Annotated in this window: 18 protein-coding genes; 6 read left to right on the forward strand and 12 right to left on the reverse strand. The window is 56.5% G+C overall.

The genetic code is table 11. From position 1 onward, the window contains the following. Positions 1–56: 56 nt before the first annotated feature. The 4 genes from IE099_RS09185 to IE099_RS09200 all read right to left on the reverse strand — a co-directional run bounded on the left by IE099_RS09185 (position 57) and on the right by IE099_RS09200 (position 4,084). Positions 57–821, reverse strand: a complete 765-nt coding sequence (locus tag IE099_RS09185; RefSeq protein WP_189569629.1) for a hypothetical protein — start codon at positions 819–821, stop codon at positions 57–59. Beyond that, the gene (locus tag IE099_RS09190; RefSeq protein WP_189569630.1) at positions 814–1,314 is read right to left on the reverse strand and encodes an RNA polymerase sigma factor; all 501 of its coding nucleotides are present in this window, start codon (positions 1,312–1,314) and stop codon (positions 814–816) included. Before IE099_RS09190 ends, IE099_RS09185 begins: the two co-directional genes overlap by 8 nt. A gap of 131 nt (positions 1,315–1,445) precedes the next feature. After that, a complete protein-coding gene (locus IE099_RS09195) occupies positions 1,446–2,222 on the reverse strand; it encodes a spondin domain-containing protein (protein ID WP_189569631.1) in 777 nt (258 codons plus the stop codon). Positions 2,223–2,293: 71 nt separating this feature from the next. Continuing rightward, positions 2,294–4,084 (reverse strand): carbon starvation CstA family protein, encoded by a 1,791-nt coding sequence (locus IE099_RS09200; protein WP_189569632.1) that lies wholly within the window; start codon positions 4,082–4,084, stop codon positions 2,294–2,296. Positions 4,085–4,211: 127 nt separating this feature from the next. Between IE099_RS09200 and IE099_RS09205 the strand changes: the two genes are divergently transcribed. Further along, entirely contained in the window at positions 4,212–5,126 is a 915-nt protein-coding gene (locus IE099_RS09205) for a CPBP family intramembrane glutamic endopeptidase (protein ID WP_189569633.1), read from the forward strand. Here the strand turns inward: IE099_RS09205 and IE099_RS09210 are convergent. The 6 genes from IE099_RS09210 to IE099_RS09235 all read right to left on the reverse strand — a co-directional run bounded on the left by IE099_RS09210 (position 5,110) and on the right by IE099_RS09235 (position 12,705). Beyond that, the gene (locus tag IE099_RS09210) at positions 5,110–5,796 is read right to left on the reverse strand and encodes a DUF3750 domain-containing protein (RefSeq protein WP_189569634.1); all 687 of its coding nucleotides are present in this window, start codon (positions 5,794–5,796) and stop codon (positions 5,110–5,112) included. The two genes, IE099_RS09205 and IE099_RS09210, sit on opposite strands and share 17 nt — an antisense overlap. Before the next feature lie 49 nt (positions 5,797–5,845). Beyond that, positions 5,846–7,345 (reverse strand): sulfatase family protein, encoded by a 1,500-nt coding sequence (locus tag IE099_RS09215; protein WP_229809457.1) that lies wholly within the window; start codon positions 7,343–7,345, stop codon positions 5,846–5,848. Between the two features lie 137 nt (positions 7,346–7,482). After that, positions 7,483–8,238 carry a sensor histidine kinase gene (locus IE099_RS09220; protein ID WP_189569635.1) on the reverse strand — a complete coding sequence of 252 codons (756 nt, stop codon included), beginning with the start codon at positions 8,236–8,238 and terminating at the stop codon, positions 7,483–7,485. A gap of 9 nt (positions 8,239–8,247) precedes the next feature. Continuing rightward, entirely contained in the window at positions 8,248–10,260 is a 2,013-nt protein-coding gene (locus tag IE099_RS09225) for a hybrid sensor histidine kinase/response regulator (RefSeq protein ID WP_189569636.1), read from the reverse strand. 407 nt (positions 10,261–10,667) lie between these two features. Next, positions 10,668–11,285 (reverse strand): carbonic anhydrase, encoded by a 618-nt coding sequence (locus IE099_RS09230; RefSeq protein WP_189569637.1) that lies wholly within the window; start codon positions 11,283–11,285, stop codon positions 10,668–10,670. A 19-nt stretch (positions 11,286–11,304) separates the two neighbouring features. Then, on the reverse strand, positions 11,305–12,705 hold the full coding sequence (locus IE099_RS09235; protein WP_229809458.1) for a sulfatase: 1,401 nt from the start codon (positions 12,703–12,705) through the stop codon (positions 11,305–11,307). Positions 12,706–12,830: 125 nt separating this feature from the next. On the opposite strand from IE099_RS09235, the gene IE099_RS09240 reads away from it, so the two are divergent. The 3 genes from IE099_RS09240 (at position 12,831) to IE099_RS09250 (ending at position 14,979) form a co-directional block, all read left to right on the forward strand. Continuing rightward, positions 12,831–13,664 (forward strand): prephenate dehydrogenase, encoded by an 834-nt coding sequence (locus tag IE099_RS09240; protein ID WP_189569639.1) that lies wholly within the window; start codon positions 12,831–12,833, stop codon positions 13,662–13,664. 62 nt (positions 13,665–13,726) lie between these two features. Continuing rightward, positions 13,727–14,224 carry a hypothetical protein gene (locus IE099_RS09245; RefSeq protein ID WP_189569640.1) on the forward strand — a complete coding sequence of 166 codons (498 nt, stop codon included), beginning with the start codon at positions 13,727–13,729 and terminating at the stop codon, positions 14,222–14,224. Next, positions 14,224–14,979, forward strand: coding sequence for a plasmid pRiA4b ORF-3 family protein (locus tag IE099_RS09250; RefSeq protein WP_189569641.1), 756 nt, complete (start codon positions 14,224–14,226; stop codon positions 14,977–14,979). The genes IE099_RS09245 and IE099_RS09250 overlap by 1 nt, the downstream gene beginning before the upstream one ends. On the opposite strand, the gene IE099_RS09255 is transcribed toward IE099_RS09250, so the two are convergent. Next, positions 14,976–16,211 (reverse strand): efflux RND transporter periplasmic adaptor subunit, encoded by a 1,236-nt coding sequence (locus tag IE099_RS09255; protein WP_189569642.1) that lies wholly within the window; start codon positions 16,209–16,211, stop codon positions 14,976–14,978. The genes IE099_RS09250 and IE099_RS09255 overlap by 4 nt on opposite strands. Positions 16,212–16,341: 130 nt before the next feature. On the opposite strand from IE099_RS09255, the gene IE099_RS09260 reads away from it, so the two are divergent. Together IE099_RS09260 and IE099_RS09265 are read left to right on the forward strand one after the other, a co-directional pair. Then, positions 16,342–16,998, forward strand: a complete 657-nt coding sequence (locus IE099_RS09260; RefSeq protein WP_229809459.1) for a ribonuclease HII — start codon at positions 16,342–16,344, stop codon at positions 16,996–16,998. Continuing rightward, positions 16,976–17,359, forward strand: a complete 384-nt coding sequence (locus IE099_RS09265; protein ID WP_189569643.1) for a YraN family protein — start codon at positions 16,976–16,978, stop codon at positions 17,357–17,359. The genes IE099_RS09260 and IE099_RS09265 overlap by 23 nt, the downstream gene beginning before the upstream one ends. A gap of 33 nt (positions 17,360–17,392) precedes the next feature. On the opposite strand, the gene IE099_RS09270 is transcribed toward IE099_RS09265, so the two are convergent. Continuing rightward, complete coding sequence (locus tag IE099_RS09270) at positions 17,393–21,817, reverse strand: SGNH/GDSL hydrolase family protein (protein ID WP_189569644.1); 4,425 nt, start codon at positions 21,815–21,817, stop codon at positions 17,393–17,395. Positions 21,818–22,079: the final 262 nt, after the last annotated feature.

The raw sequence follows: 22,079 nt of genomic DNA on the forward strand, positions 1-22,079 counted from the left end.
CGAAGGGCAAGCCCTCCAGCGGGCTGCCTTTCTTGTGTCATGAATTCTCTGGCCCCCTAGAGCAGGTTGGGGATGTTTACTCCCGGCTTGGAGCCAACGAGGAGATAGACCTGGTCATCGTCTTGCCAGCCTTTCGTCTCCCGTTCATGGAAGACTAGAAGCTGCTCCAGGTTGCTGGACGCATCCGGACTGCCCTCGAGAGCTGGTCGTGCGAGCACGAAGAGGTGAACGATCTCGTTGGAGTTGTTTTTGAAGCAGATCAGGCTGACCCGATGGCCTTGCCACATGATCTTCTTGCAGCCCATGCCCCGGAAGCGAAAGAGCTTGGGGGGTATTGTCTTCAAGGTCGGGTAGTTTCGTTCCGCGAGCCAAGCGACCGATTCCGTGTTGGTCGAGAATCCTTCATCGAGGACAAACCGTTGGCTGGCGAAGAAGGCCATCTGTTCGCGAAAAGTCTGCTCGGTGGGAGCGGGATTGCTGGCAAACTCGACTGGAGGGGGCATCAGAAAGTAGTGAGCAATCCACGCGGAGGAGACCAGAATTGCTGCTGCTGCCGTGAGAGGGAGGTGGAGTCTTCTTTTCTTCCATTTGCTCTCGCTGCGGTAGGCTCTCAGGAGGTCTTCTTTCGCGGAGGCTGGTGGTTGCGCTCTTCGTAGGCTTGCGCTGACCTCCTCGTCGAAGGCCAGCTCCTGTTCGAGCCATTGGGATAGCTCGGGGTCAGCCTTTGCCGCCTGAAGACTTGGCGCAATCCGGGGATCGTCATCGCGATAGATCTCGGGGCGATAGCCAGAAAGGTTGTTACGAATTTCGTCTTTATCCATGGGAGTAGGGGGAGGGTTTCAGTTGTTGTCTGAGCTGACTTTTTCCTCGGGATAGCCGGGACATGACGGTGCCGATGGGAATCTTGAGAAGAGAAGAAATTTCCTGATAGGTGTAGCCCTGCAGATAGTAGAGAGCCAGCGCTTCGCGGAACGGGAGGGGGAGTTTGGCCAAGCAACTGAGAACCGCTTGACCATCGCTTTGAGCCGCAGCTGTTTGACCTTCTGACTGCATGCCGGGGTCGAGTTCTTCGCTTGGGAAGCGGGTGTTCTTCCGACAGATGTCGATGAATTCGTTGCGAAGGACGGAAAAAAGCCAGTGCTTCGCCTTCTTCACGTCTCTCAGCGCCGAACCCTTTTTCGCAAACTTGAGAAAGGCGCTCTGCGTGAGGTCTACGGCATCGCACTCCTTGCCGGTCAGGCTGAGTGCGAAGCGGTAGACGTCGTCATAGCAGTCGGATACGACCTCCTCAAAAGTTGGGTGTTTTTTCGACAAAACGTTGGAGGTCAGAGGTGTCAGCGCGGGCTTTATTCCTCTTTGAAAATCAGTGAGGGACATAAACGAAGAGGGCCCCGGCTCCCGCGGATGAAGCGGAGGCCGGGGCTGGGTGGAGTGGGGAGCAAAGTTTAGTGACGTCGACGACGGCTGAGTCCCAGAAGGATGCTCAGGCCGGCAAGCAGGCTGGTGGAAGGCTCGGGGATGACTTCGAGGGTGACCCGGGCGATGGGTTCGCCGGTGAAATCGAACTGGGTCGAATCGAACCCGAGGTCGGCATTGGCAAAGGCGCCGAAGGGATCCGAGCCGCTCAGTGCGGTGACCACGCCACCCTGGTCCGTACCAAAGTCAGCGGCTCCGCCTCCGGGGTTCATGATTCCGATAAGAGGGTTGCCGGGTGAGAAATCGAAATCTTCCAGCTCGGTGCCTGCGTCCCATACCGTGGTGAAGTCAAAAAAGAGGCTCGAACCATTGCTTGCCCCCAGGAGGGATGACACATCGAAGCCATCGCCATTGCCGATGAACCAGTCATTGGAGGGAAGGAGCATGGAGGCGAAGTGAAACATGTTGTCACCGTCCGCGACCTCGAAAACGGCGGAGCCGCTCGCGCCGGGGGCAAAGATGGGTGGGGAACCGGGCCCGACTCCCGGGCCGAGAATTGCGCCGCCGCTGCTGGGCATGAAGCCCGCGGGGCTGCCTGTTTCGGCGAGATTTTCCAGTGCGGCGGAAGCCGCGCTGCCGGGGTCAAAGATGTCGAAGGAACCATTGGAGAAACCGGCGATGCCCGGGGCAAGTCCCACGGGGCCGGTTGTTTGAATGCTCACTCGGATGGAGGTAGCGGCGGTGGCGGAGCTCGAGATGCTGATGATCCCGGCGAAGGCGATTGGATGTAGTTTGGATGTCTTCATAAGAAGCTGACCAAACGACGAAGAGATGGCTGAAACTATTCCCCAAATAGTTTTGCGGCTCGAAAGTGGCTCTAACTCACCGGCTTTCGCCAGCGTTTGACCCCTTCCAGAATGATCCAGACTTCGAGGATGACAGTGGCAATCGCGAATGAGCTGAGGAGGTAGTTGGGAGTTGTGCCCGTCAGCCATGCTCCATCCCCTTGAAACAGATAGAGGCCCATGGCCAGACCGGGGAGGAGGAGCATCAGGATGGCGGGAGGGATGATGAACCAGAAGGGGGTGTTTTTCTGACGCAACCAAAAGAGAATCACGAGAAAGGCGAGGCCCCCGAGGAGCTGGTTGGTGGCTCCGAAGAGTGGCCAGAGGAGTAGGCCTCCCTTGCCCAAGTTGGCGAGCTTCCACTCCTGACCAGCCTCGGGAATGGCGGCGATAAGGCCCGCGACGCCCACAGCGAACACGGTGGCCGCGTGCTTGTTGGTGAGAGGCTTGAGCTTCAGTTGGACCGCGAGTTCCTGGGTGACGTATCTTTGCAGGCGGCAGGCTGAGTCGAGGGTGGTGGCGGCAAAGGACGCGACAAAGACCCCCATCACGGCAACCGCGAATGTGGCGGGGAGACCGAGCGCCTTCAAGAAATTGGCGGCACCGTCGACGAAGGCTCCGACCTTGGCCGCGAGGCCGGTCGCGCTCCCCCACGAGGCGTAGCGGGCTTGGTAGGCCTCTTTACCAACGAGCAAATTGCCAGTGGGGACTTGATTGACCACTTCGGGGATGCCCAATCCGAGCCCGGCAACGCAGGCCAGGATGACAATGGTGGCGAGAAATCCTTCCGTGAGCATGGAGCCGAAACCCACAAACTGAGCGTCTGCTTCGTTCTTAAGCTGCTTGGAAGAGGTTCCAGAGGAGACGAGGCAGTGAAAGCCTGAGACTGCCCCGCAGGCAATGGTGATAAACAGGAAGGGGAAGATGAACGGAGCGCCCTCGGGATTGAGGCGGAGCGCGGGAGCCGCAATTTCAAGGCTTTGTTTGCCCGCACCTTGGTCGAGACCGAAAAGAGCGGCGCAGATGAGACCGAGGAAGATCAGAGCAAGGGTGGATACCAGCTGCAGGGAATTGATGTAGTCCCGGGGTTGCAGCAAAAGCCAGACCGGCAAAACGGAGGCGATGTAGGAGTAAGCCAGTAGCAACACGACCCAAGTGAAGATGGGCCATCCGGCGAGGGTGGAATTGAAGGAGAGGAGTAGACCCACGTCCCCGAAAGCTACCGAGAGATACATCAAGGCCAGTGAGACGAGGGAGGGAATAAGGAGGCCGACCCCCTTGCGATGGAGGTAGGAGCCGATCAAAATGGCGAGCGGGATCTGAATCAGGCAGGGGAAAATCGAGGCGGGAAAGGCCTTGAAAACGGCCGCGATGACCAGCCCGAAAATAGCCAGAACGATGGTCAGGGCGAGGAAGAGAATTCCCAGAAAGAGGATGCGCGCTCGACCGGAGAGCACTTTCCCCGCGATGTCTCCCACGGTCTGACCGCGATTGCGGAGGGAAACCACAAGAGCTCCCAGATCGTGAACGGCACCGATGAAAATCGAGCCAAAAAGAACCCAGAGGAGGGCGGGGACCCAACCCCAGATCACGGCAAGAGCCGGTCCCACGATTGGACCAGTCCCTGCGATGGAGGTGAAGTGGTGGCCAAAGACCACTGACTTGCTGGTGGGGACATAGTCGCATCCGTCCTCGAATTCGACGGAAGGTGGGACGTGGTTGGGGTCGAGCTTGAAGATCTTTTGCGAGAGCCACTTTCCATAGGTGTGATAAGCAATCAAGTAGGCGACAAAGGCCCCTAGAGCGATGAGAAGAGTGACCATGAGTTAAACTAGAGCTGGGAGGATGAGTTGTTCGAGCCCTTTGTCTTTAAATGTCTTTCATCGGGGCAAGTAACACTCCAATCGAATTTCGCGAGACAGAAAGCTCTTCCTATGGCAAGGGGGAGGGGTGAGCGAAAAGAATTTCGAGGGATTCACACCCTATGACACTCCTACAAGTGGGCTCAAACCGCCCTCCTTGCCCCAGGATGATGACGAAGGCCGTCCGTGGGGGCCTTGGTGGAGTATTCTGTGGACGGTGGTGGTGATCTGTGTCTGGCAATTGGCCCAAGTCGGCATGCTGGCGGGCATGGCTTTTCATCACAAAGGGGCGAAGGGGCTCGAAGGAGACGGCTTGAGTGATTTTACCTCCATCGTGATGGCGGATGGCGATTTGCTGGGTTTGATGAGTTTCGGCTCCGCGTTGGTGGGGTGCTTCATGATTCTTCTGATCGTGCGGGCAAAGGGGGTGAGCTTTTCCCGCGGATTGGCGCTGCGAAAGCCCAAGAGATGGTGGATGTGGTTGCTCGTCTTTCCCGCTTGGCTAATCGGGATGATTTTGATCGGTCTCATCGTTTCGCCCTTCCAATCTGAGAAGTCCGTCGCGGACCAGGCTCAGATTGCAGGGATGGTGGAGGGAACGAACTGGCTGATTTTTCTGCTGCTGGGAGTGTCGGTGGGAGCTCCCTTTTTCGAAGAGTTTTTGTTTCGTGGATTGCTGCACGAGGGCTTGCGACAGTCTTTTCTGGGACCGATTGGTTCCGGGATTCTGACTGCAGCGTTCTTTTCTGTTCTTCACGCCCAGTATCAGGATCCGGCAGCCTTCTTGATGCTCTTTCTTTTGGGGGGGCTTTTCACTCTGGCGAGGGAGTTGACGGGGAGTTTGTGGATCGCGATTGTGATGCACGCCATCCAGAATACGGTGGTGACGGGGATGATGTTTTTGGCGCTCAACGGCTACATTCCGGAGGACCAAATGCCCGAGGACTTGCGCGAGATTTTCAATAGGCCCGCAGCAGAAGAGGCTTCTATTCCGGCAAACTAGCCTTCTCTCCCATCGACGCCCGGGGTGGGAGACGGGAGATAAAGGGAAGCTTGATGGCAGGGGGCCAGATCCCAACGCCGGCAGTGAGTCCGATAAAATGAAGCTCGATGCCTTCGGTCATACCGGCGGCAAGGCCGAAATAGGGCGACTGGACTTCGAGCCCGGTCCCTCCCGCGGTGCGGCCGAGATACCAGCCATAGTCTTTGCCAACCGCATTGTGGTCGAGGTGCCCGGAAGCCCTTGTCTGGCGGAGTAGCTTTTCCGCAAACGTATTGCTGTTGGGCCCAGGCCAAGCCACATAGCGATTCGCGTCAGGGTAGCTCCGGGCGAATGATGCAATCTCGTTCGCGAGCTTTGGACCGTTCTCTTTTTTCTGCGCAACGATGTGGACAGATTCGCCCCATCGGGACGGGGAGTGGAGCTCTTTGTCGGTGATTTCGTAATGTCGAATTCCGCTGGTCTCGTTGATGATCTCGATTCGGCGCCACGACTGGTCTGGTGTAGGCTGATATTCGATATAGCTGTGAACCGCAAATTGCGAATACCAGGGCATGTCGTCCGGAATCTGCACCTGCTTGACCACCAAATTGGAAGAGGGGTCAATCCGACTGTGCTGGCAGGAGACCAAGAGAAGAGCAAGTGATCCAGAAAGCAAAATTCGAAACAGCATGAGGAGAGTTTCTCAGGGCTGGTTGGAGTTGTCCATGGGCTTCGTGTGCTCAGGACTTGGTCCAGTCCGGAGCGTCGCTTTGAATGTCACTCCAGAGCGCCTCCATCTTTCCTTTCAAGGTCTCAAACTGCTGGGGGCGGATTTCGTTCAGCGGGTTGTTCTGAGTCCGGTCGATGGAGAGGTCGAAGAGTTCGAAGCGATCCAGCTTAGCGGCTTTGACCCAGGCAGAGTTGCCTTTCCCCGTGGTCTCGCTATCGAACCATCCCACCAGGACCGAGCTTCCATCGCGCATCGACATGCTGGCGAGCTTCCTGGAGTCATAGCCGACCGGGAACATCCAGCAGGCGGGAATCGGGCGCTGGGAATCCTCGCCACGGAGAGCGGGCAAGGCGTCAATGCCGTCGATTGTCCGGTCCGTGGGCACTTCCACACCTGCTGCTGCGCAAGCGGTCGGAAGCCAATCGGTTCCATTGACCAATTGAGTCGAGAGGGTGCCTGCTTTCACCTTGCCGGGCCAGCGGACGATCCCGGGGACACGGTGGCCACCTTCGAAGACATAGCGCTTCATACCGCGCCACGGTCCCGGTGTGCCGAAGCAGCGGTCCCGGATGGGATCTTCCCACAGGTTCTCGGATTCCTCTACGGTGACTGGAGTTTCGGGGCCGTTGTCGCTGGTGAAAATCACGAGGCTGTTGTCCTCTTGCCCTTGCTTCTCCACAGCTGTCATTAGGCGGCCGAAGGCATCATCAAGTTGGGTCACGGTGCCGTAATAATACTTTTTATTGGAGTCAATCGCACGGTCCAAGGGGCGGTGAACCTGCCCATAACTGACCTCGGATTCTTTGAGGTCTATCAGCTTGTTCTCATATCGTTTGGAGTATTTCTCAGGCGGGTGCACGGGGGTGTGGGGTTCGTGCGAGCAGATGAAGAGAAAAAAAGGTTTCTTCTGGTCGGGGCGGTTGTTCATCCAGCTGATGGCTTCTTCAACGATGGCGTCGCAATACCACTTGCCGGTCTTTTCAACGGGGGTGCCGTTTAGCACGAACTTGCCCGGGTCCTGGGGGCCGTCAAAGGCGTTGACTGCGGTGCCAAACCAATGATCGAATCCGTGGGCTCCGGGATCGGGTTGTCCCGAGAATTTTCCCAGATGCCACTTTCCCACGAAGCAAGTGTCATAGCCGTCGTCTTTCAGAAGTTTGGCCAAGGTGATTTCTTGTTTGCGAAGGTGGCTGCCTTCCGGTCCCGCGATGGTGTAAAAACCCGTACGGTATGGAGTGCGCCCTGTGAGGAGAGATGCTCGTGAAGGAGAGCAGACGGTGCCACCCGAGTGACAGTCGGTTAGGAGAACTCCTTCTTTGGCCAAAGCGTCCAAATGTGGGGTTTCGATGATAGAATTTCCGTAACAAGCCAGATCTCCGTAGCCGAGGTCGTCAGCGAGAAAGACGATGATGTTGGGTCTCTCTTCAGCTTGCCCTACAGAAAGGAAAGAAAGAAAAATGGATCCGAGGAGGAATCGGAAAAGCTGGGAGGGAAAGAAACTAGAATTCACGATGAAGAAGTTGGCTGGTCAGATTTGTGCAATGTGAGGTGAACATGCGGTTTCTGCAAGTCTCGGTCAATCTCGGCACAAAAGGGCCTGGACCCCTGCGGGGGGCAAATCGGGGCGACCATTGCAAGCGCGGACGCTTAAGCTTGCGGAGGCAGGCTGAGCAACACGGTGGTGCCGGGGGAGGAGCTTTCAATTTTAATCAAGGCTCCCAATTTTGCAGCCAAAGAGCCGGCACGAGTGAGGCCAATGCCCATGTGCTCGCGCCCCTTGGTCGAAAAGAATGGAGTGAAGACCTTGGACAAGGTTTCTTCAGAAATTCCGTCGCCATTGTCGCGGACCTCCAGAATACGGCCGGACTTCGTTTCGCTGTCGGGGAGAAGAGTCACGGTAATCCGAGAGGCGTTACTTGCCTCACAGGCATTTTGGACGACCTCGCTGAGAATGATATCGAGCCAGAAAGGGTCGGTGTGGACATCGCCGTCTTCATGACCAAGTTCGATAATGGCTTCGCAGTTTTGTTCGCCGGCCACTTGCTTGATTCTCATCTCGCGCTCTTGGAGAAAGGATTTGAGTTCGACTTTTTCGAATTGGGGAAGGTCTTTGCTCGCGCAGGCCATTACTCTGGCGTTGAGTTCGACGGCGTTGCGGGCGCTCTTGGCAATTGTAGTGAGGTTTCGCTCGTGGTCTTCCCGCAGGCTTCCGCTGAGCATGAGGTCGGCGTAGCCTTGGGTGATTGTCAGGAAGTTGTTGTGTTTGTGCACGAATCCCAGCATCAAATCCTGAACATACTGGGTGCTCGGTCCTTCCGGAAAGTTCAGGACGTCGGAGGTGATACCTGAAGAAGGATTTTCAGGAGAATTGGAATCCTCGGATTTGGCGAAGAGAGAAAACATGGCGTGAGATTAAGAAGTGCGCTCCTGGAGAGCGTTTGTGACGAGTTTGACCAAGGTCGTAAATTCAAAAGGCTTTCCAATCACCAGGTCGAAGACCTCATGCTTTTGTGGGGTCCCCTTGACGTTGAGCAGATCACCAGTCAATCCGATGATGACTGGCGAGTCCATTTTGAGGGCTTCCTTGATTTGGGTGGAGGCTTCGAGACCCGTAAGTTTCGGCATTCGCACATCCATCAGGACCAAATCCGGATGTTCACGCAAGCAGGTGGCGACTCCTTCCTCGCCGTCACAGGCCTCGATCACGGACAGGCCCTCGCGTTCCAGGACTTGGCGGACGATGTCGCGGCTGGCGTCATTGTCATCGACCACCAGGACGCACCCCTGTAGAGAGGTCTTCTCCAACGAACGGGTCGGACAGCTAACCAAGGGAGTTTCTTCGGTGGCGATGGCAACTGGCAAGGAGAGCGTGAAGGCGCTCCCTTGACCTTCCTCACTTACCAAAGTGATGTCGCCTCCCATTGCACGGGCGAGTCTCCGTGCGATCGAAAGACCAAGACCGGTTCCGTCGATATTGGAGTTCAAGCGGTGCTTGCCTCTCTCAAAAGGGTAGAACAGACGTTCATGCACCTTTTTGGGAATGCCGGGCCCTTCGTCGGAAACCGTGAAGTGGAGCGTGGAAAGCTGGGGATCGTCGTTGGAATCGATGGAGACCTGAAATTTGATCTCGCTGCCATTGCCGTATTTGATGGAGTTGGTGACGAGGTTGGTCAGAATTTGTCTGACTTTGGCTCCGTCGGTAAGGACCGTATCCGGCAAATCCGGGGCAAACGAGGTGAGGAAGGTGGTCTCGGAATCGTTGGAAGGGGGAAAAATGAGAGCCTGGACATCCTGATGAATATCCGCCAGCCGGACGGGGCTGTTCTCGATATCCAGGTGCTTGAGTTCGATACGAGACATATCGAGAACGTCATTGATGAGGGCCAGCAGGTGGCGTCCATTGCGGTTGATGTTCTCCACCCTCCCGCGGTCTGTCTCCGAAAGGGCAGTGCTTTGGCCCAATAGCTGCGAATATCCCAGCACCGCATTGAGGGGGCTGCGGAGCTCGTGACTCATGTTCGCCAAGAAGCGTGTTTTGGCTTGATTGCCTTCTTCAGCCTTTTTCTGCGACCGCCGCAGTTCTTCTTCGACCCGCTGGCGTTGCAACTCGGCACCCGAGCGGGCGGCAAAGATCTTCAGGAACATCTTCTCGGTATGAGTGGGCTCCGGAATGGGTTTGCTATGGAGCAAGGCCAAGTGGCCAATGGCCTTGCCGTTCTCATCGAGAATGGGCAGCCCAATGTAGGACTGCGCCTCCATGGCAATTAAGTCCAAATCCATGGGAAATACTTTCTGGAGATTATCAGGAACGAAAGAAACCCCGGGCTTCTGGTAGGGCAGGATGCATGGGGTATTCAGAAGGCTGTATCTGATGTTCTGAATGTAACCATCCCTGGAATTGTAGAAGGAGATGGAGTGAGCCATGGGCTCTTTGCCACTATCGTCCAGACGGGCAATGAGGCCGTAATCCATCCCGAATGTTTTGCAAAAGGCCTCGGTGCAATAGCGAAAGTAGCTTCTCCCGACTCGAAATTCCGTGCCCTGAAAGGCCTGCTCCAGCAGGTCGGTGTCATTCTCGGTATAGTTGCGAGCGGTGAAGGTGAGAAGGCGAAGATCGTCCAGGTCAGTCACCGCCAATTGGAATGACTGCTTGGACCCGCACTCCAAGGTCAGGGTAAGTGATTCAATAATCCGGAGGTCTTCGTTGCGACCTTGTTCCTGGATCAGCCGATAGCATTCCTCATGGCCCCAGACCAAGCGATCCCACCACTCGGCTTCGCAATCGTTGTTCGATAGAAAGGCACGAAAAGCTTCGCTGCACTCGATGACTCGGTGCGTTTTCTTATCAACAAGTGCTTGCGGGATAGGGGACCTTCGGAAGACCGCATATGTGTCGATGGCAGGGACTGGAGCCTTTCTCGTCAAAATCAGCCCTTAGTCCTGAGGGAGATATAGCTTTCAAGCAACTAAAAAGAGGATGAGTCGGACCAATGAAACAACCTGAATATCCTTCATCTCTAGGTTGAGTTAGAGCTATTCTTTTTTGATATACTGGTTTTCTTTGAGTCGAAAAGAGAGGGTCTTGGTTCTAAGTGGTTCGTTTTGAGTGGGTTAAATCTCGGTTTCGGGAGGAGGGTCAGGCAATCGGCAAGGGATCGTCTGACCTCTAGGGAATGCAAAGTGCATGTTCTTAGCCCGAGGCATAAAGAACGGTTTCTTTGTCAGTAGATCTCCGTAAAGTCGCCTTGTTCTAGGAACAAAGCGTTCCCGAAGAGCCCCGACGGGGGCTCAAGCTTCGGTTTTCAGAAAATCCGGCGAAGGAAAATGCGGGGCTAGACCCCATCGAAGAACTCAACCCGGCCGGTGCTGAGCGAGTATTCGGCACCCACGACGACGAGCCCTTCATTCTCGATCAAATTCTCCAGCACTGCCGAGCCATGACGGAGATGGTTGGCGGAAGCACGAATGTTGGCTCGGACTGCCTTGGACACCAACTCGGAGGGGTCTTCGTCCCGTCGAAACTCGAGCAGGGGTTGGACTGCGGGACGGATGCGGTTGACGATGGAGTCGAGATTGGGGGAGCGCTTTTCCGTCGGGCGCTGAAGTTCGTCCAAGGTTGCTTTGATTGCACCGCATTGGGAGTGTCCGAGGACCACAACCAGTCGCGTGCCAAATTGGTCTGCGGCGAATTCAACTGACCCCACCCCCGATGGAGCGACAATATTGCCCGCAATGCGGATTACGAAGAGGTCGCCCAGATTCTGGTCAAAGATGAGCTCTACCGGAGCACGAGAATCGGAGCAGCCGAGGATGATGGCAAAGGGAGTTTGGCCTGCGGTCAGGCTAGTCCGCTGTTCGGGGTTGGATTGGGTCACGCGAAGGGGCTCGCCCGCGGCGAATCGCTCGTTTCCTTCTTTCAACAATTGGAGGGCTTCTTTTGCAGTAGTCAAGGTGTGGTCTTTTTTGGGTTCAGTGGGTTTCCGGAGTGCGAAACTTGGGATTGAGTTCGGTGGGAACCGGAGCGTTCGTTTCCTTACGCCAGTTTTCCAACAAGGCGAGAAGCTCTTTTACTTTCTCGGGTTTCGTGTTGGCAAGATTGGTTTGCTCCGAGAGGTCCTCGTCCAGATTGTAGAGTTCGAGCCCGTTGTCCTCGAAGTATTGATGCAATTTCCAAGGGCCCAAGCGTACCACCGAGCCGGGGCGGGTGCGGAAGAGCGGATCGCGGGTCTCCTGGTCGTTCTCGCGATAGCCCTCGAGGTAGATGGGGAAGTGCCAGTAGAGAGGGCGTTCGGACAAGGGTTGCCCCTTCGTCAAAAGAGGGAGCAGATTGTGGCCGTCAAGTAGTTTGGTCTTCGGCAAAGGCGCCCGAGCGGCAGCAACCAAGGTGGGGAAAAGATCGAGATTGGTCATCGGAGTGTCGCTGGACTGACCGGCTTTGATTTTCCCTTTCCAAGAAAAGAAGAAAGGTTCTCGGATGCCTCCCTCGTAATAGCTTCCCTTGCCCGAGCGGAGGGGCTCGTTGGAGGTGACTCCTTCGTGGCCGCCATTGTCGGAAGTGAAGATAATGAGGGTCCGCTCCAGCAGTTGGTGCTCTTTCAAGGTTTCAACCACCCGTCCTACCGCCATGTCGAGAGAAGCGATCATGGCTGCATACTCGGCATTGTTATGCTCTGCGGTGCTTTCCTTCGCCGCGAACTTTTTGACAAGGTCCTCGCGTCCCTGAATGGGGGTGTGCACGGAGTAGGTGGTGAAGGAGAGAAAGAAGGGACGGTCTTTATTTTCGGAGATGATGCGACAGGCTTCTTCCGCCAAGCGGTCGGTGAGGTACTCGCCCTTTTTTTTGTTCACCACATTGGGGTAGTTGTAAGGGGAGTGATAGCCCCCTCTACCCGGGGCGCCTCCGTGAAACCCCCCCAGGTTAACCTCGAAACCGTGGTCCAACGGGTCCTCGCTCAAGTGCCATTTGCCCACATGGGCGGTGAAGTAGCCTGCTGCCTGGAGGACCTCCGGTAGGGTCAGGACCTCGTCGGCGAGAGTTTTATTATTTGGGGTAGGGATGAGCTTGCGATCCTTGGCTTTCCCGCGGGTGGAGGGACTGACAGTGTAGACGCCATGACGGGGTGTCCATTGGCCTGACATCGCACAAGCTCGCGAGGGAGCACAGTTGGAGGCGGCGGCGTATCCATTGGTGAAGACCATTCCCGAGGCGGCCAGCTGATCGATGTTCGGGGTCTCGTAATAGCGTGAGCCTTGGCTGGACAGATCAGTCCACCCCAAGTCGTCGGCGTTGATGTAGACGAGGTTCGGCGGCTTCTCCTCGCCAGTCAACAGGCTGGCAAAAATGAGGAAGAAAGGGAGGACAGCTTTCACGCGGCCAGTTTTCGGAATTTCCGTCCCCTTGACCAGTCGGTAATGACCCTGTTGACACTTAGAGTGCGGCACGCTGTCCTCGATGCTTGCCAAAAGAGTCAACGGCTGCCTTGTATCGGCGGAACATGGCATTCGAAACGGTAGCGGTTCTAGGGCCCGGCTTGCTGGGTGGCTCGGTGGGCTTGGCGGTAAAGGAACGGGGATTGGGTGAGGTCCGCTTCTGGGGACGGTCGGAGGAAAAGCTACTTGCGGTGAGAGAGGCGGGTTTCTTTGCCAGCGTGAATCTGAAGGAAGTTCTCGAGGGGGTCGAGCTGGTGATTCTGGCGACTCCAGTGGAGTTCTATCCAGGATTGGCACAACAACTTGTCGCGGCAGGAGGAGATTATGTGGTGACCGATGTGGGCAGTGTCAAAGGGGCTGTCGCGGAGGGCGCGGGACGACTATTGGCCGAGGCTGGAATTGAGTTCGTGGGGAGCCACCCGATGGCGGGCTCGGAGCAGGGTGGATTCGGAGCCGCCAAAGCGGACTTGTTCGCGGGGGCGTGCTGTTTTCTTTGCCCGGAAGAGGGAAATCTTCGAGCCGGAGAAGTTCAGGGCTTTTGGGAAAGCTTGGGTTGTCAGGTGACTTCCATCCCGGCTCGGGAGCATGACCAAGTGGTGGCCCGGATCAGCCATTTGCCCCACATCCTCGCCGCTGTGGGAGCTCGCGTGGCCCTCCGCAACGATGGCGAAGGCGATTGCGGAGGAGGCGGACTGGTCGATACCACCCGGGTCGCGGCGGGGAATCCTGCGATGTGGACCGGCATCCTTCTTGGCAACCGAGAAGCGGTTCTCGCTGAAATCGCGCAGGCTTCCCGGGACTTGGAAATCTTGCGAGAGCACCTTGCCGACAGCGACGAGAGCGGTTTGCAACATTGGTTGAGCGAAGCCAAAGTCCTGCGCGACCGGCTCAATCGTTAGAGTCACTTGTATGCAGCGCTTGGGGGTGGTCATTGCGGCCGGCATCGTGGCACAGTCCCAACATGAAAGTTGTTCCCCCAAGCGACGGCTCCGAGGATGCCAAGGAAAATTCCCCATTGGTCATCCCCGAGGTCGAGCCCATGCTCTATGGCGAGGTCTTTCATCAGGCGGACTGGCTGGTTACACAACGCCCATGGGAGCGCTTGGAGAGCCGGTTCGTCTTCGAGCATTGGGACTCCTCTGATACGCGTTGGAAGGCTTCGTTGGATAGCTCGCCGGGGCTGGCGACCTTTCGGATGACGCGGGTTGGAGAGGAGGCGGCCTCGGGTAGCGAGCGCTTGGAGCTGCGTCTGATGGGCAGCGATTTCCTGCAAGGCTATGATTACGAACTCAATGTTCGCTACGCTCCCGAGAGGTGGGATGAGGAGGATTGGGACGTGATTGTCTTGCGCGCCTGCGACTCGGTGGGAGGACAACTCCATCCCGGAGGGCCGGATGTGGCAAGGCTTCGGGATGCCCTCCGCATTCTAAGGGAGAAAATGGATGGAGAGATTGTGTGATGAGTCCGACTTCAGATTCAGACCCCCCCGAGGATGTCGGGGAGATTTCGCCGGAGGACCTGGCCCGACTCAATCAGATTTTGGCCCAAGGGCCCGGTGCCGATGCGAGTGACGAAGAGATTGATAAGCTCATTGAACAGGTACGGGCCATTCCGGGAGGAGCGGCTATGTGGGATTCTTTGCAGCAGCAGCTGGCAGCAGGGGAAGGGCCTCTCTTGGATGAGGTCAATGCCCATCGTTCGGCCGATTTGGAAAAAGCTTCGGATTTGCCGGACCTCGGGCTCTACCGCACGCCGGAAAGCATCTTTCACCTAGTCTACACCATCCATCCTCAGAGCAAAGAGATCGCTTGGCGTCGGATTTCTTTGCCCCTGGATGCTTGCTTCTACGACCTCCATTATGCGGTGCAGGACGTTTTCGAGCAGGTGAACCCAAGCCCCCACTGGTTCGAATATCGGGTGGGCGATCAAGTGGAAATGGTGATAGGCCAGAGTGGGGGCGAGGACGATTACTGCGAATTCCAAAATCGTCCCGCCGACTTCTTCGACGAAGGTGCGAAGGAAATCTTTTACCGACAGGAAGGGGCTGGAGCAGGGGGCTATCGAATCGTATTCGAGAAAGTCATCGAGCCCACGGGGATCAAGCTTTCCGAACGCAGCCTTCCGCAGTTCATCGAGGGGCAGGACCTCTCGTCGGGTTCCTCTATCCAGTTCCGAATCCCTACCGAAAAAATCTCTGCTACCGGAGCGGACTAAGCTTCGGTCGTGCTGGTATCCTCGGGTCCCTTGGCTGCTTCCACAGGAGGTTCGTCGGATTCGGGTTCGATGATTTCGATCAACGCCCCATTGGCTGCGTGCGGGATCCGGCTGGCGACGATGGAATGATTTTCGGGGAGCTCATGCGTGACCACAAAGTTCTCGGAATCAGTCCAGAAAGGTTCGATATCGAAGCGCAGAAGTTTGAAGGTTTCGTTGTCTACGAGCAGGGTTTCGAAAGCACCTCGCAAGGTCTCCCGGGGAATAACAAAGACATCCTCCAGCAAATTGCCCTGAACTTCCGCCAGCACGGGTTGCCCAATCCGGAGCGGTGGCAGACCCGATTGCAGGCCGTAGGGATCGGGGATTCGGGCAATGAGGAAAAGCTCGCGGGAGGTGTCGTCGATGACCCCCTCGCTGCGAATCAGCTGGGCCGTCCAAGTTTGCTCATCGCCTTCCAGGTGGTCGGTTAATCCGTCCCGGATAATGGCAGGAGTCGCGGCGAGGGTGGTTTGGCTTTGGAAAGGAGTGTAAGGAAGGTCTTTTGGAGAGACGGGTAGGCGGACCTCGGCGTAGTCGGTGGCGAAGATGACGCCGAGTTGGGTATTGGTGCCTACGGATTGGCCCGGGCCGACCAGGCGCTCCCGCACGCATCCGTCGAAGGGCGCTACAATCTTGGTGTAGAGTTTGTTTCGTCTGGCTTCGGCCAGCTGGGCTTGGGCGGTCTTCAAGTTGGCATGGGCCTCTCGCAGTTGCGGAATACGCAAGACAAGGTCGTTGGCTTTCTCGGTATAGCCCAAGTCTTTCCAGTTCAATTCAGCCTGCTTGGCGCGGGCCTCCTCTTGGGCCAGAGCGGCTTCCGCGCGCGCTACTTGAGCCTCTGCGGAGATGATTTGCGACTCGCTGTCGGTGGGGTCGAGCGAGACCAGGATATCACCTCGCTTGAAAAACGCACCGACCTGAAAGTTGGGGTGCAGGGACTCGATTCGTCCGGAAATGCGTGGAGTCAGTTGGGTTTCGGTCTTGGCCTGAACGACCCCACGCGTGCGAATCATGATTTGATAATCCTGACGCTCCAACGGAATCACTTCCGCTCTTTGGACGGGGCGTTCGCTACGGGCGGGAGCCAGGTTTTCTTCGGGGGCCTTCCATTTGTGCATTGCGAGCCAACCCACGGCGAAACCGAGGGCCAAAATTGGCAATGGGAGGATGATACGGAGCAGAAGACGCATTGTTGTGGATACCTTACGGTTGGGTCGATGCCATTTCCATCGTAAGAACTGTGTTTTTTTCAGAAAAGTTGGTCACAATGTGTAGTTTTCCGCCAAATAACCTTCTTTTCTGTAATTCACACTCCTGACTTTGCAATTCTCACGAACCGTCTTCTATCAATCCATGCCCGATGATGCCTATGAGCAGAATGCCCGAAAACGAGGATTTCGATTTGTAATCGGAATCGATGAGGCTGGAAGAGGTCCGTTGGCAGGTCCGGTCTCCGTTGCGGCAGTGCGACTTGGCAGCGATGCGGTGTTCGAGGGATTGAATGACTCCAAGAAACTGAGTGAAAAGAAACGGGAGCTCATTTTCGCTGAAATCATGAATTGCGAAGCGGTTGAATGGTCTCACTCCTTTGCCGAAACGAAGGAGATCGATGAAATCAATATTCTGCGTGCAACCGAAGCAGCGATGGCACGAACCGCAACACAGTTGTCGGAGGCTGACTACGCACTAATAGATGGTCGCCCGGTGAAGGGCTTCCCGATTGCCTCCGAAGGTATTGTCAAGGGGGACAGCAAGAGCTTGTCCATTGCTGCTGCCAGTGTGATAGCCAAGGTGTTGCGAGATCGCCGGATGGTGGAATGGGACGCCGAATATCCCGAATATGGATTTGCCAAGCACAAGGGATATGGCACCAAGGTGCATCTTGAAGCTCTCCGAAAGTATGGACCCTGTCCGATCCATCGTCGCTCGTTTGCACCCGTTGCTGAAGCGGAGCGTGTCTTTGGGCAGAGGGGATAGCCGACTCAAGCCGCAGGCAATCGGCGAACTCGGGGAACGCATTGCCCGCGAATGGCTTTGGGCGAGGGGCTGCAAGGTGCTCTACCGCAACTTCCGGGCTCCGCGGGGAGGAGAGGTTGATATTGTCGCCCGAGATGGCCGCATGCTTTGTTTTATCGAAGTCAAAACCCGCACCCGCCGCAGCGGCGGACGACCCGCCGATGCGGTTGACCGCGCCAAACAAGAGCTAATCGAACGGGGAGCCCGCGAATGGCTCCGCCTTCTGAAACGGAACGATATTCCGTGCCGCTACGACATCATTGAGGTTTTACTTATCGAGGGAGAAAGACCCGAGGTGACCCATTTGCGAAACGCTTTTTGATATGCCGTTCGCCTGAGTCGCCGGTCCATCAGCCTAGGGTCTCAACTCCAGACGATAGAACTTCGCAGGGTCCGGACTGGCGGGGATGTCGAGCTGGAGTTGGCTTTGTCCCGGAGTGGGATTGATTCCCGGATTAAGCGGAGTCCAGCTATCCAAGTCCGTGCTTTGTAAAATGCGATAGCGAGTTGAAGGAACGGGGTCGGAGATGGTGAAGTTGGAGGGCTGGTTGCCGGGGGCCAGAGTCACCTCTGCGGTAAAGAAGTCGGACGAATCCGTAGGGTCCGTACGGGCTAGAAACTCACAAAGATTGTTGCAACCATCGCCATCGGGGTCAGCCAGAGGCAAGGCGTCGGGATTGCCAGCGCCGAAGTAATCGAGCTGCCAGGCGTTGGAGATCTCATCATCGTTATAGAGTTGGAGGACAGGTTGTTCGATGGTGTAGATGACGGAGTAAAAGCCGGTCTCCAATCCCTCGGCTTCAGGATCGCGGATGGTGTCCAGCGTTGCAACAAATGCGGTGCTGTCGATCCCTTCCAGACTGATAGATGCTTCGAGAGTATCGGGGTCGAAGGTTTCGTCGATGATGGGTTGGCCCTCGTTTTCTTCAGCAAAGATCCTGAGTCGATAGGCGATGGCTTGCACGCCCCGGCTCCATCGGAATTGAACGGATGCATCTTCAGGGAGGACCTCGCTGGGATTGGGGGCGAAGAATGATGCGTTGAGGGATGGGATGAGAGCATAGCTTTCGGAGAAACTTCCTTCTTCTCCCCCCAGGCTTTCCACGGTGGCCCAGATGGGAAGAGGGCGATTTTCGGAATCGGTCTGGACTTCCATCTCGGCGAGAATGAGGTCCATGGGCTGACTGATTTCTCTCTCATTGAGAGGGTCGGATTCGAAGAGATCGTTGCCTCCGCGATTGGTTCCAATTTTAAGAACGTAAGCCTCCGCCGGTAACTGTCCGGGAGAAATTTGGAAGGTCTCCCGAGAAAAGATGGGACGATCCGGGAGGGGGGAGCGAAGACCTGCGGCCACACTTTCAGCAGCCCGTCGGCGGTGGAGCTCATATTCCCAGACTCCATCGCGCAGAGTTCCCAAGGTGATGTAGAGATTCCGACCGTCTTGCGGCAAGGAATTGACTGTGAAGCTGAGCTCCTCGGGACTCAGTTGTTCGAAGGCAATGGCGGGCGGACTATTTTTGAGTCCTTTGCCTTGTGATTTTCCAAGTGGCTCCAGCCCGATGGGAACGATGTCACCCGTGCCGGGGTAAGAGCCTACAGCGATGGAGTAGGCCTGAACCGGTCCCGCAGCGGCCGCATCGGGAGCAGACCAGGCGAAGGTCGCGCCATTCGAGGGAACGGCCTGATTGGGCGAAGGGGAAGTGAGCGCGGCATTGCGCTTGACGGTTGCAAAGCGGTATTCCTCGCTCCTACGGGTTCCGTCGGGGAAGGTCGTAGTGAGAGCGGCAAAGACTTCGCGTCCATCTTGTGGAATCTGGCGGGCGGTGATGGTGTCGCCCTTACCCTCCCGGAGCTGAGGTCCCATGATGTCTGCTGCGCCTCGAACGGTGCCGAGCGTCAGAGTGGAGGACACCGCTTCGTTGATCTGCGTGAGAGTAAAGGTCGGCGTGGGGGTTGAGAGAACCAAGTCTTCGGTGGGGAATTTGATCCCTCCTGTGAGAGCGGGGATGTTCACTTCATACTCGAGCTCAGGAATTCCCAGGATGTCGGCAAATTGTTCGTCAAGAATCGCGGTGATCACGGCATTTCGTCCATCGCGAGGAGCATTGCGCAGGGCGTCGTCCAGCTCTTGAAGCCGTCCGAGACTATCCCTAACCAAGGAGTCGTCGGTGGGGCAATCGGTGGTGACTGGTGGGAAGAGGCAGATGGGGCGAAGGTTGTTGACGGGCCCTGAGGAACCCACGGGGTCGGGGAGGTCAGGCGAACCAATCCCATGGTTACGCGCCAGGCAAATGCTCGCCTTGAGGGCCTGCCGTTCGGCGAGGACTTGCCCCGGGGTCTTGAGAGTGGCTCCGGTCTGTGGGTCATCCATCGGGGGGCTGTAGTATCCAAAGTAGAAACGAACTGGCTGCTCGGTAATGAGAAGGGCCAAATCGACAGTTTCCACAGGGCGATTCAGCAAGGCCGATAGCTCGCTCAAGACTTGCTCGGCTCTGGCCTGAAGCTCGTTTTGGCTTCCGTCGGCGGGCACGACCAGCGTTTGTGAAGCGCCGTTGTTCTGGTGATTGGTTTCCTCAAAGCTTTGTCTGGCATTGAGAATAACCTCGAATGTGCGGGGAGCCCGGCTCAGGAAGTAGCGGAGCACTTCATCCTTGCTCGCATACTCCTCGAAGCCTTCATACGGACCGCTTTCGCACTCGTAGAGAAAGTCGCTCGCTACCGGAAGAAGGGGAATCTCGAACGAACGGGAGAACTGAACGACATCGTTGATGTCCATTGCTGGTAGCGGTGAGGGCGGGAAAGTGTTGCCTGGAAGTCCTTCCATCAGAAAGAAGACCTCAGCCCCTTCCGCAATGCTGAGGTTCCCTCGATTCACGAGAGAAACCGTTACGTTGAGGGTGGAGGTGGAAGGGTCAAAGTCATAGGTCGGGAAGCCCGGCTCGAAAGCCAAGTCCGCGAGGGGATGAGCGGCGGGGTAGAGGCCTTCTTCCTGCGCAATCGCAGCCAGTTCCGCATTGGTCAGTTTGCTTTCCAGCGCGTCAAGAATAGCCGGTTGATAGGTGTAGCGGTGCCCGTCTTGGTTGGGGTGGTAGGCATTGGAAATAATATTGGGGCCAGCTTGATTGGCCGCAGTGGTGAGAGTGTTGAAGTGAGTGCCGCTGTAGCAAACCCCGGTGCGGGCCGGGAGGAAGTTATTGGTTTTGACAAAGCACCACTCGCTCGATTCGGCGGCGTCGACTGCAGCCACAAAGTCTTGAAGGTGATGGTTCATTCCACCGAAGGAAGGTCGAGTGTCATCGGCAGCCGGGGCGAGTTCGAAGGAGGCTTCCCGCGTTTCTTCCTCAGTAAAGATGACGGGAATGCTCTTGATGCCCGCGATGTTGAAGGTGAGTGGTTCGGGATCCCTGATGAAGGATAGGCCGGGGAGAGAGAAGAGATCGATCTCGATGACCGTGGCGTCCGATTGCAGTTGGAGGAGGGGGGGATTTTCCCAGAAGCTGGTGCAGTCTTTAAGTGGGAAAGGATAGCTCGTCACAAAGACGCGTCCGACCGGGACTTGCCTGTGGCCGTTCCTGAGATCTCGCGATATGGCTCGACCCAATTGATTATACTCATTCTCGAGCCGGTTGACATACCAGTTGAAGCTTCGATAGCGGTTCCCTGAAATCGCGACGGCCTTGTAGGCGTCGGTAAAGGTAGCGTCTTCGTAGACCGCGATTAGGACATTGGCGACTACCGAGCTGATCGCACAGCTAGTGTAATTGCTGATGGCAAAAGCAATTGCCGGAGGGGTGAAGGCCCCCGCTGCCGCAGTCGCCACCCCGAGCGCGATGCACCCGGGATCGAGCAGACCATCGAGCGCGGCGGCTCCGATCTTTTCCAAATTGAGGCCGAGGTAATTGGTGAGAATGGCTTCGAATCCCAAGTCATTTCCACCGCAAGATAGAATAACAGCGTCCAGTGACGAGTAATCGCGTTCGGTTAGCCATTCCGAAAGTTTATCTCCCTGCGGGAAGGTCACTGCACGGCCGAAGTCGACCGCATCGGGCTCGGGATCAATGCGGTCAAATTGAGAAACGGAAGAGTAAATGTCTTTCGCAATCGCACCCGAGGAAGAAAGGTTCACGTAGTCGTAGGCGAGATTGGGGCGGGCGTCGAAGAAGGATTGAACGGCGAGTTCTTGTCCGCTGATCGCCGAGCGGTGACCCCTCTTCCCCTCGTTGTGGTAAAGCCAATGGTCACCCAAAGCGGGGTCGAAATTGGGGGCACCCTCACCCGAACCATACGAATCACCTAAAATGGCCAGGATGATGCGCCGGGGCATGGTGAAGGTGTGGATGTCGCCCTCCGCACTCTTGGCAATGCCTTCCTCAGAATATTCAATGACCCATCGATAGTGGACTTCGTCGCCAGGCTGGTAGGTCTCGGTGGGCTTGTCGGGCAAAGCGGAATCCTTTGGCTGGTTCCAGCTCATAATGTATTCGCCACGAATTTGACGCGGTCCAAGAGTCTGAAAGAGGATCGAGCTGGTGCGTGGACTCCCGCTGGCAAAGTCGTCGAAATCGTTGCTGTGCTCCAAAAATACCTTGGTGACGGTCCAGGTGGGGGGAGGGTTCGAAATGAAGGAGAGCTTTCTCTCTCCCACTCGAACGACAGGATAGTTGGGATCAGTGAAGTCCGAAATATGGAGCTGAAACTGGTCTTTGGGATAGCTCGGCAACGCGAAAACGGATGGCGTAAAAAGGGCGACGGCAAAGGTGACAATTAGGATCCGGATCATGTGTGTTGGGTTTGGGTTAAGCGAATTTTTATGAGGATAGAAGGAAGCTCGGATTTTCCAAGAGGACTCCGCGTTCTCATGGATGCTGGGCACCGGCTCTCCAACCGCAAAGGACGAGGCGGGTTTTCTATCCGTGTGAAAAATCTTCCGGACGGCTGGAATTGCGAATCTGCTCAGAGGCGAAGGCCATGGGCAACTCAGCGAGCTCCGGGTCATTGACCAGAGGTTGAAATGTCGGCCGCAAGTGGATACGACCGCGTTG

Origin of the sequence: Roseibacillus persicicus, assembly GCF_014651675.1 — a bacterium.
GTDB classification, from domain to species: domain Bacteria; phylum Verrucomicrobiota; class Verrucomicrobiia; order Verrucomicrobiales; family Akkermansiaceae; genus Roseibacillus; species Roseibacillus persicicus.

Excerpts from the sequence above, each read along its gene's own strand:
- IE099_RS09240 (WP_189569639.1), top strand. The coding sequence starts at position 12,831 with ATGGCATTCGAAACGGTAGCGGTTCTAGGGCCCGGCTTGCTGGGTGGC.
- IE099_RS09200 (WP_189569632.1), bottom strand. The coding sequence starts at position 4,084 with ATGGTCACTCTTCTCATCGCTCTAGGGGCCTTTGTCGCCTACTTGATT.
- IE099_RS09245 (WP_189569640.1), top strand. The coding sequence starts at position 13,727 with ATGAAAGTTGTTCCCCCAAGCGACGGCTCCGAGGATGCCAAGGAAAAT.
- IE099_RS09185 (WP_189569629.1), bottom strand. The coding sequence starts at position 821 with ATGGATAAAGACGAAATTCGTAACAACCTTTCTGGCTATCGCCCCGAG.
- IE099_RS09220 (WP_189569635.1), bottom strand. The coding sequence starts at position 8,238 with ATGTTTTCTCTCTTCGCCAAATCCGAGGATTCCAATTCTCCTGAAAAT.
- IE099_RS09250 (WP_189569641.1), top strand. The coding sequence starts at position 14,224 with ATGAGTCCGACTTCAGATTCAGACCCCCCCGAGGATGTCGGGGAGATT.
- IE099_RS09210 (WP_189569634.1), bottom strand. The coding sequence starts at position 5,796 with ATGCTGTTTCGAATTTTGCTTTCTGGATCACTTGCTCTTCTCTTGGTC.
- IE099_RS09270 (WP_189569644.1), bottom strand. The coding sequence starts at position 21,817 with ATGATCCGGATCCTAATTGTCACCTTTGCCGTCGCCCTTTTTACGCCA.
- IE099_RS09255 (WP_189569642.1), bottom strand. The coding sequence starts at position 16,211 with ATGCGTCTTCTGCTCCGTATCATCCTCCCATTGCCAATTTTGGCCCTC.
- IE099_RS09195 (WP_189569631.1), bottom strand. The coding sequence starts at position 2,222 with ATGAAGACATCCAAACTACATCCAATCGCCTTCGCCGGGATCATCAGC.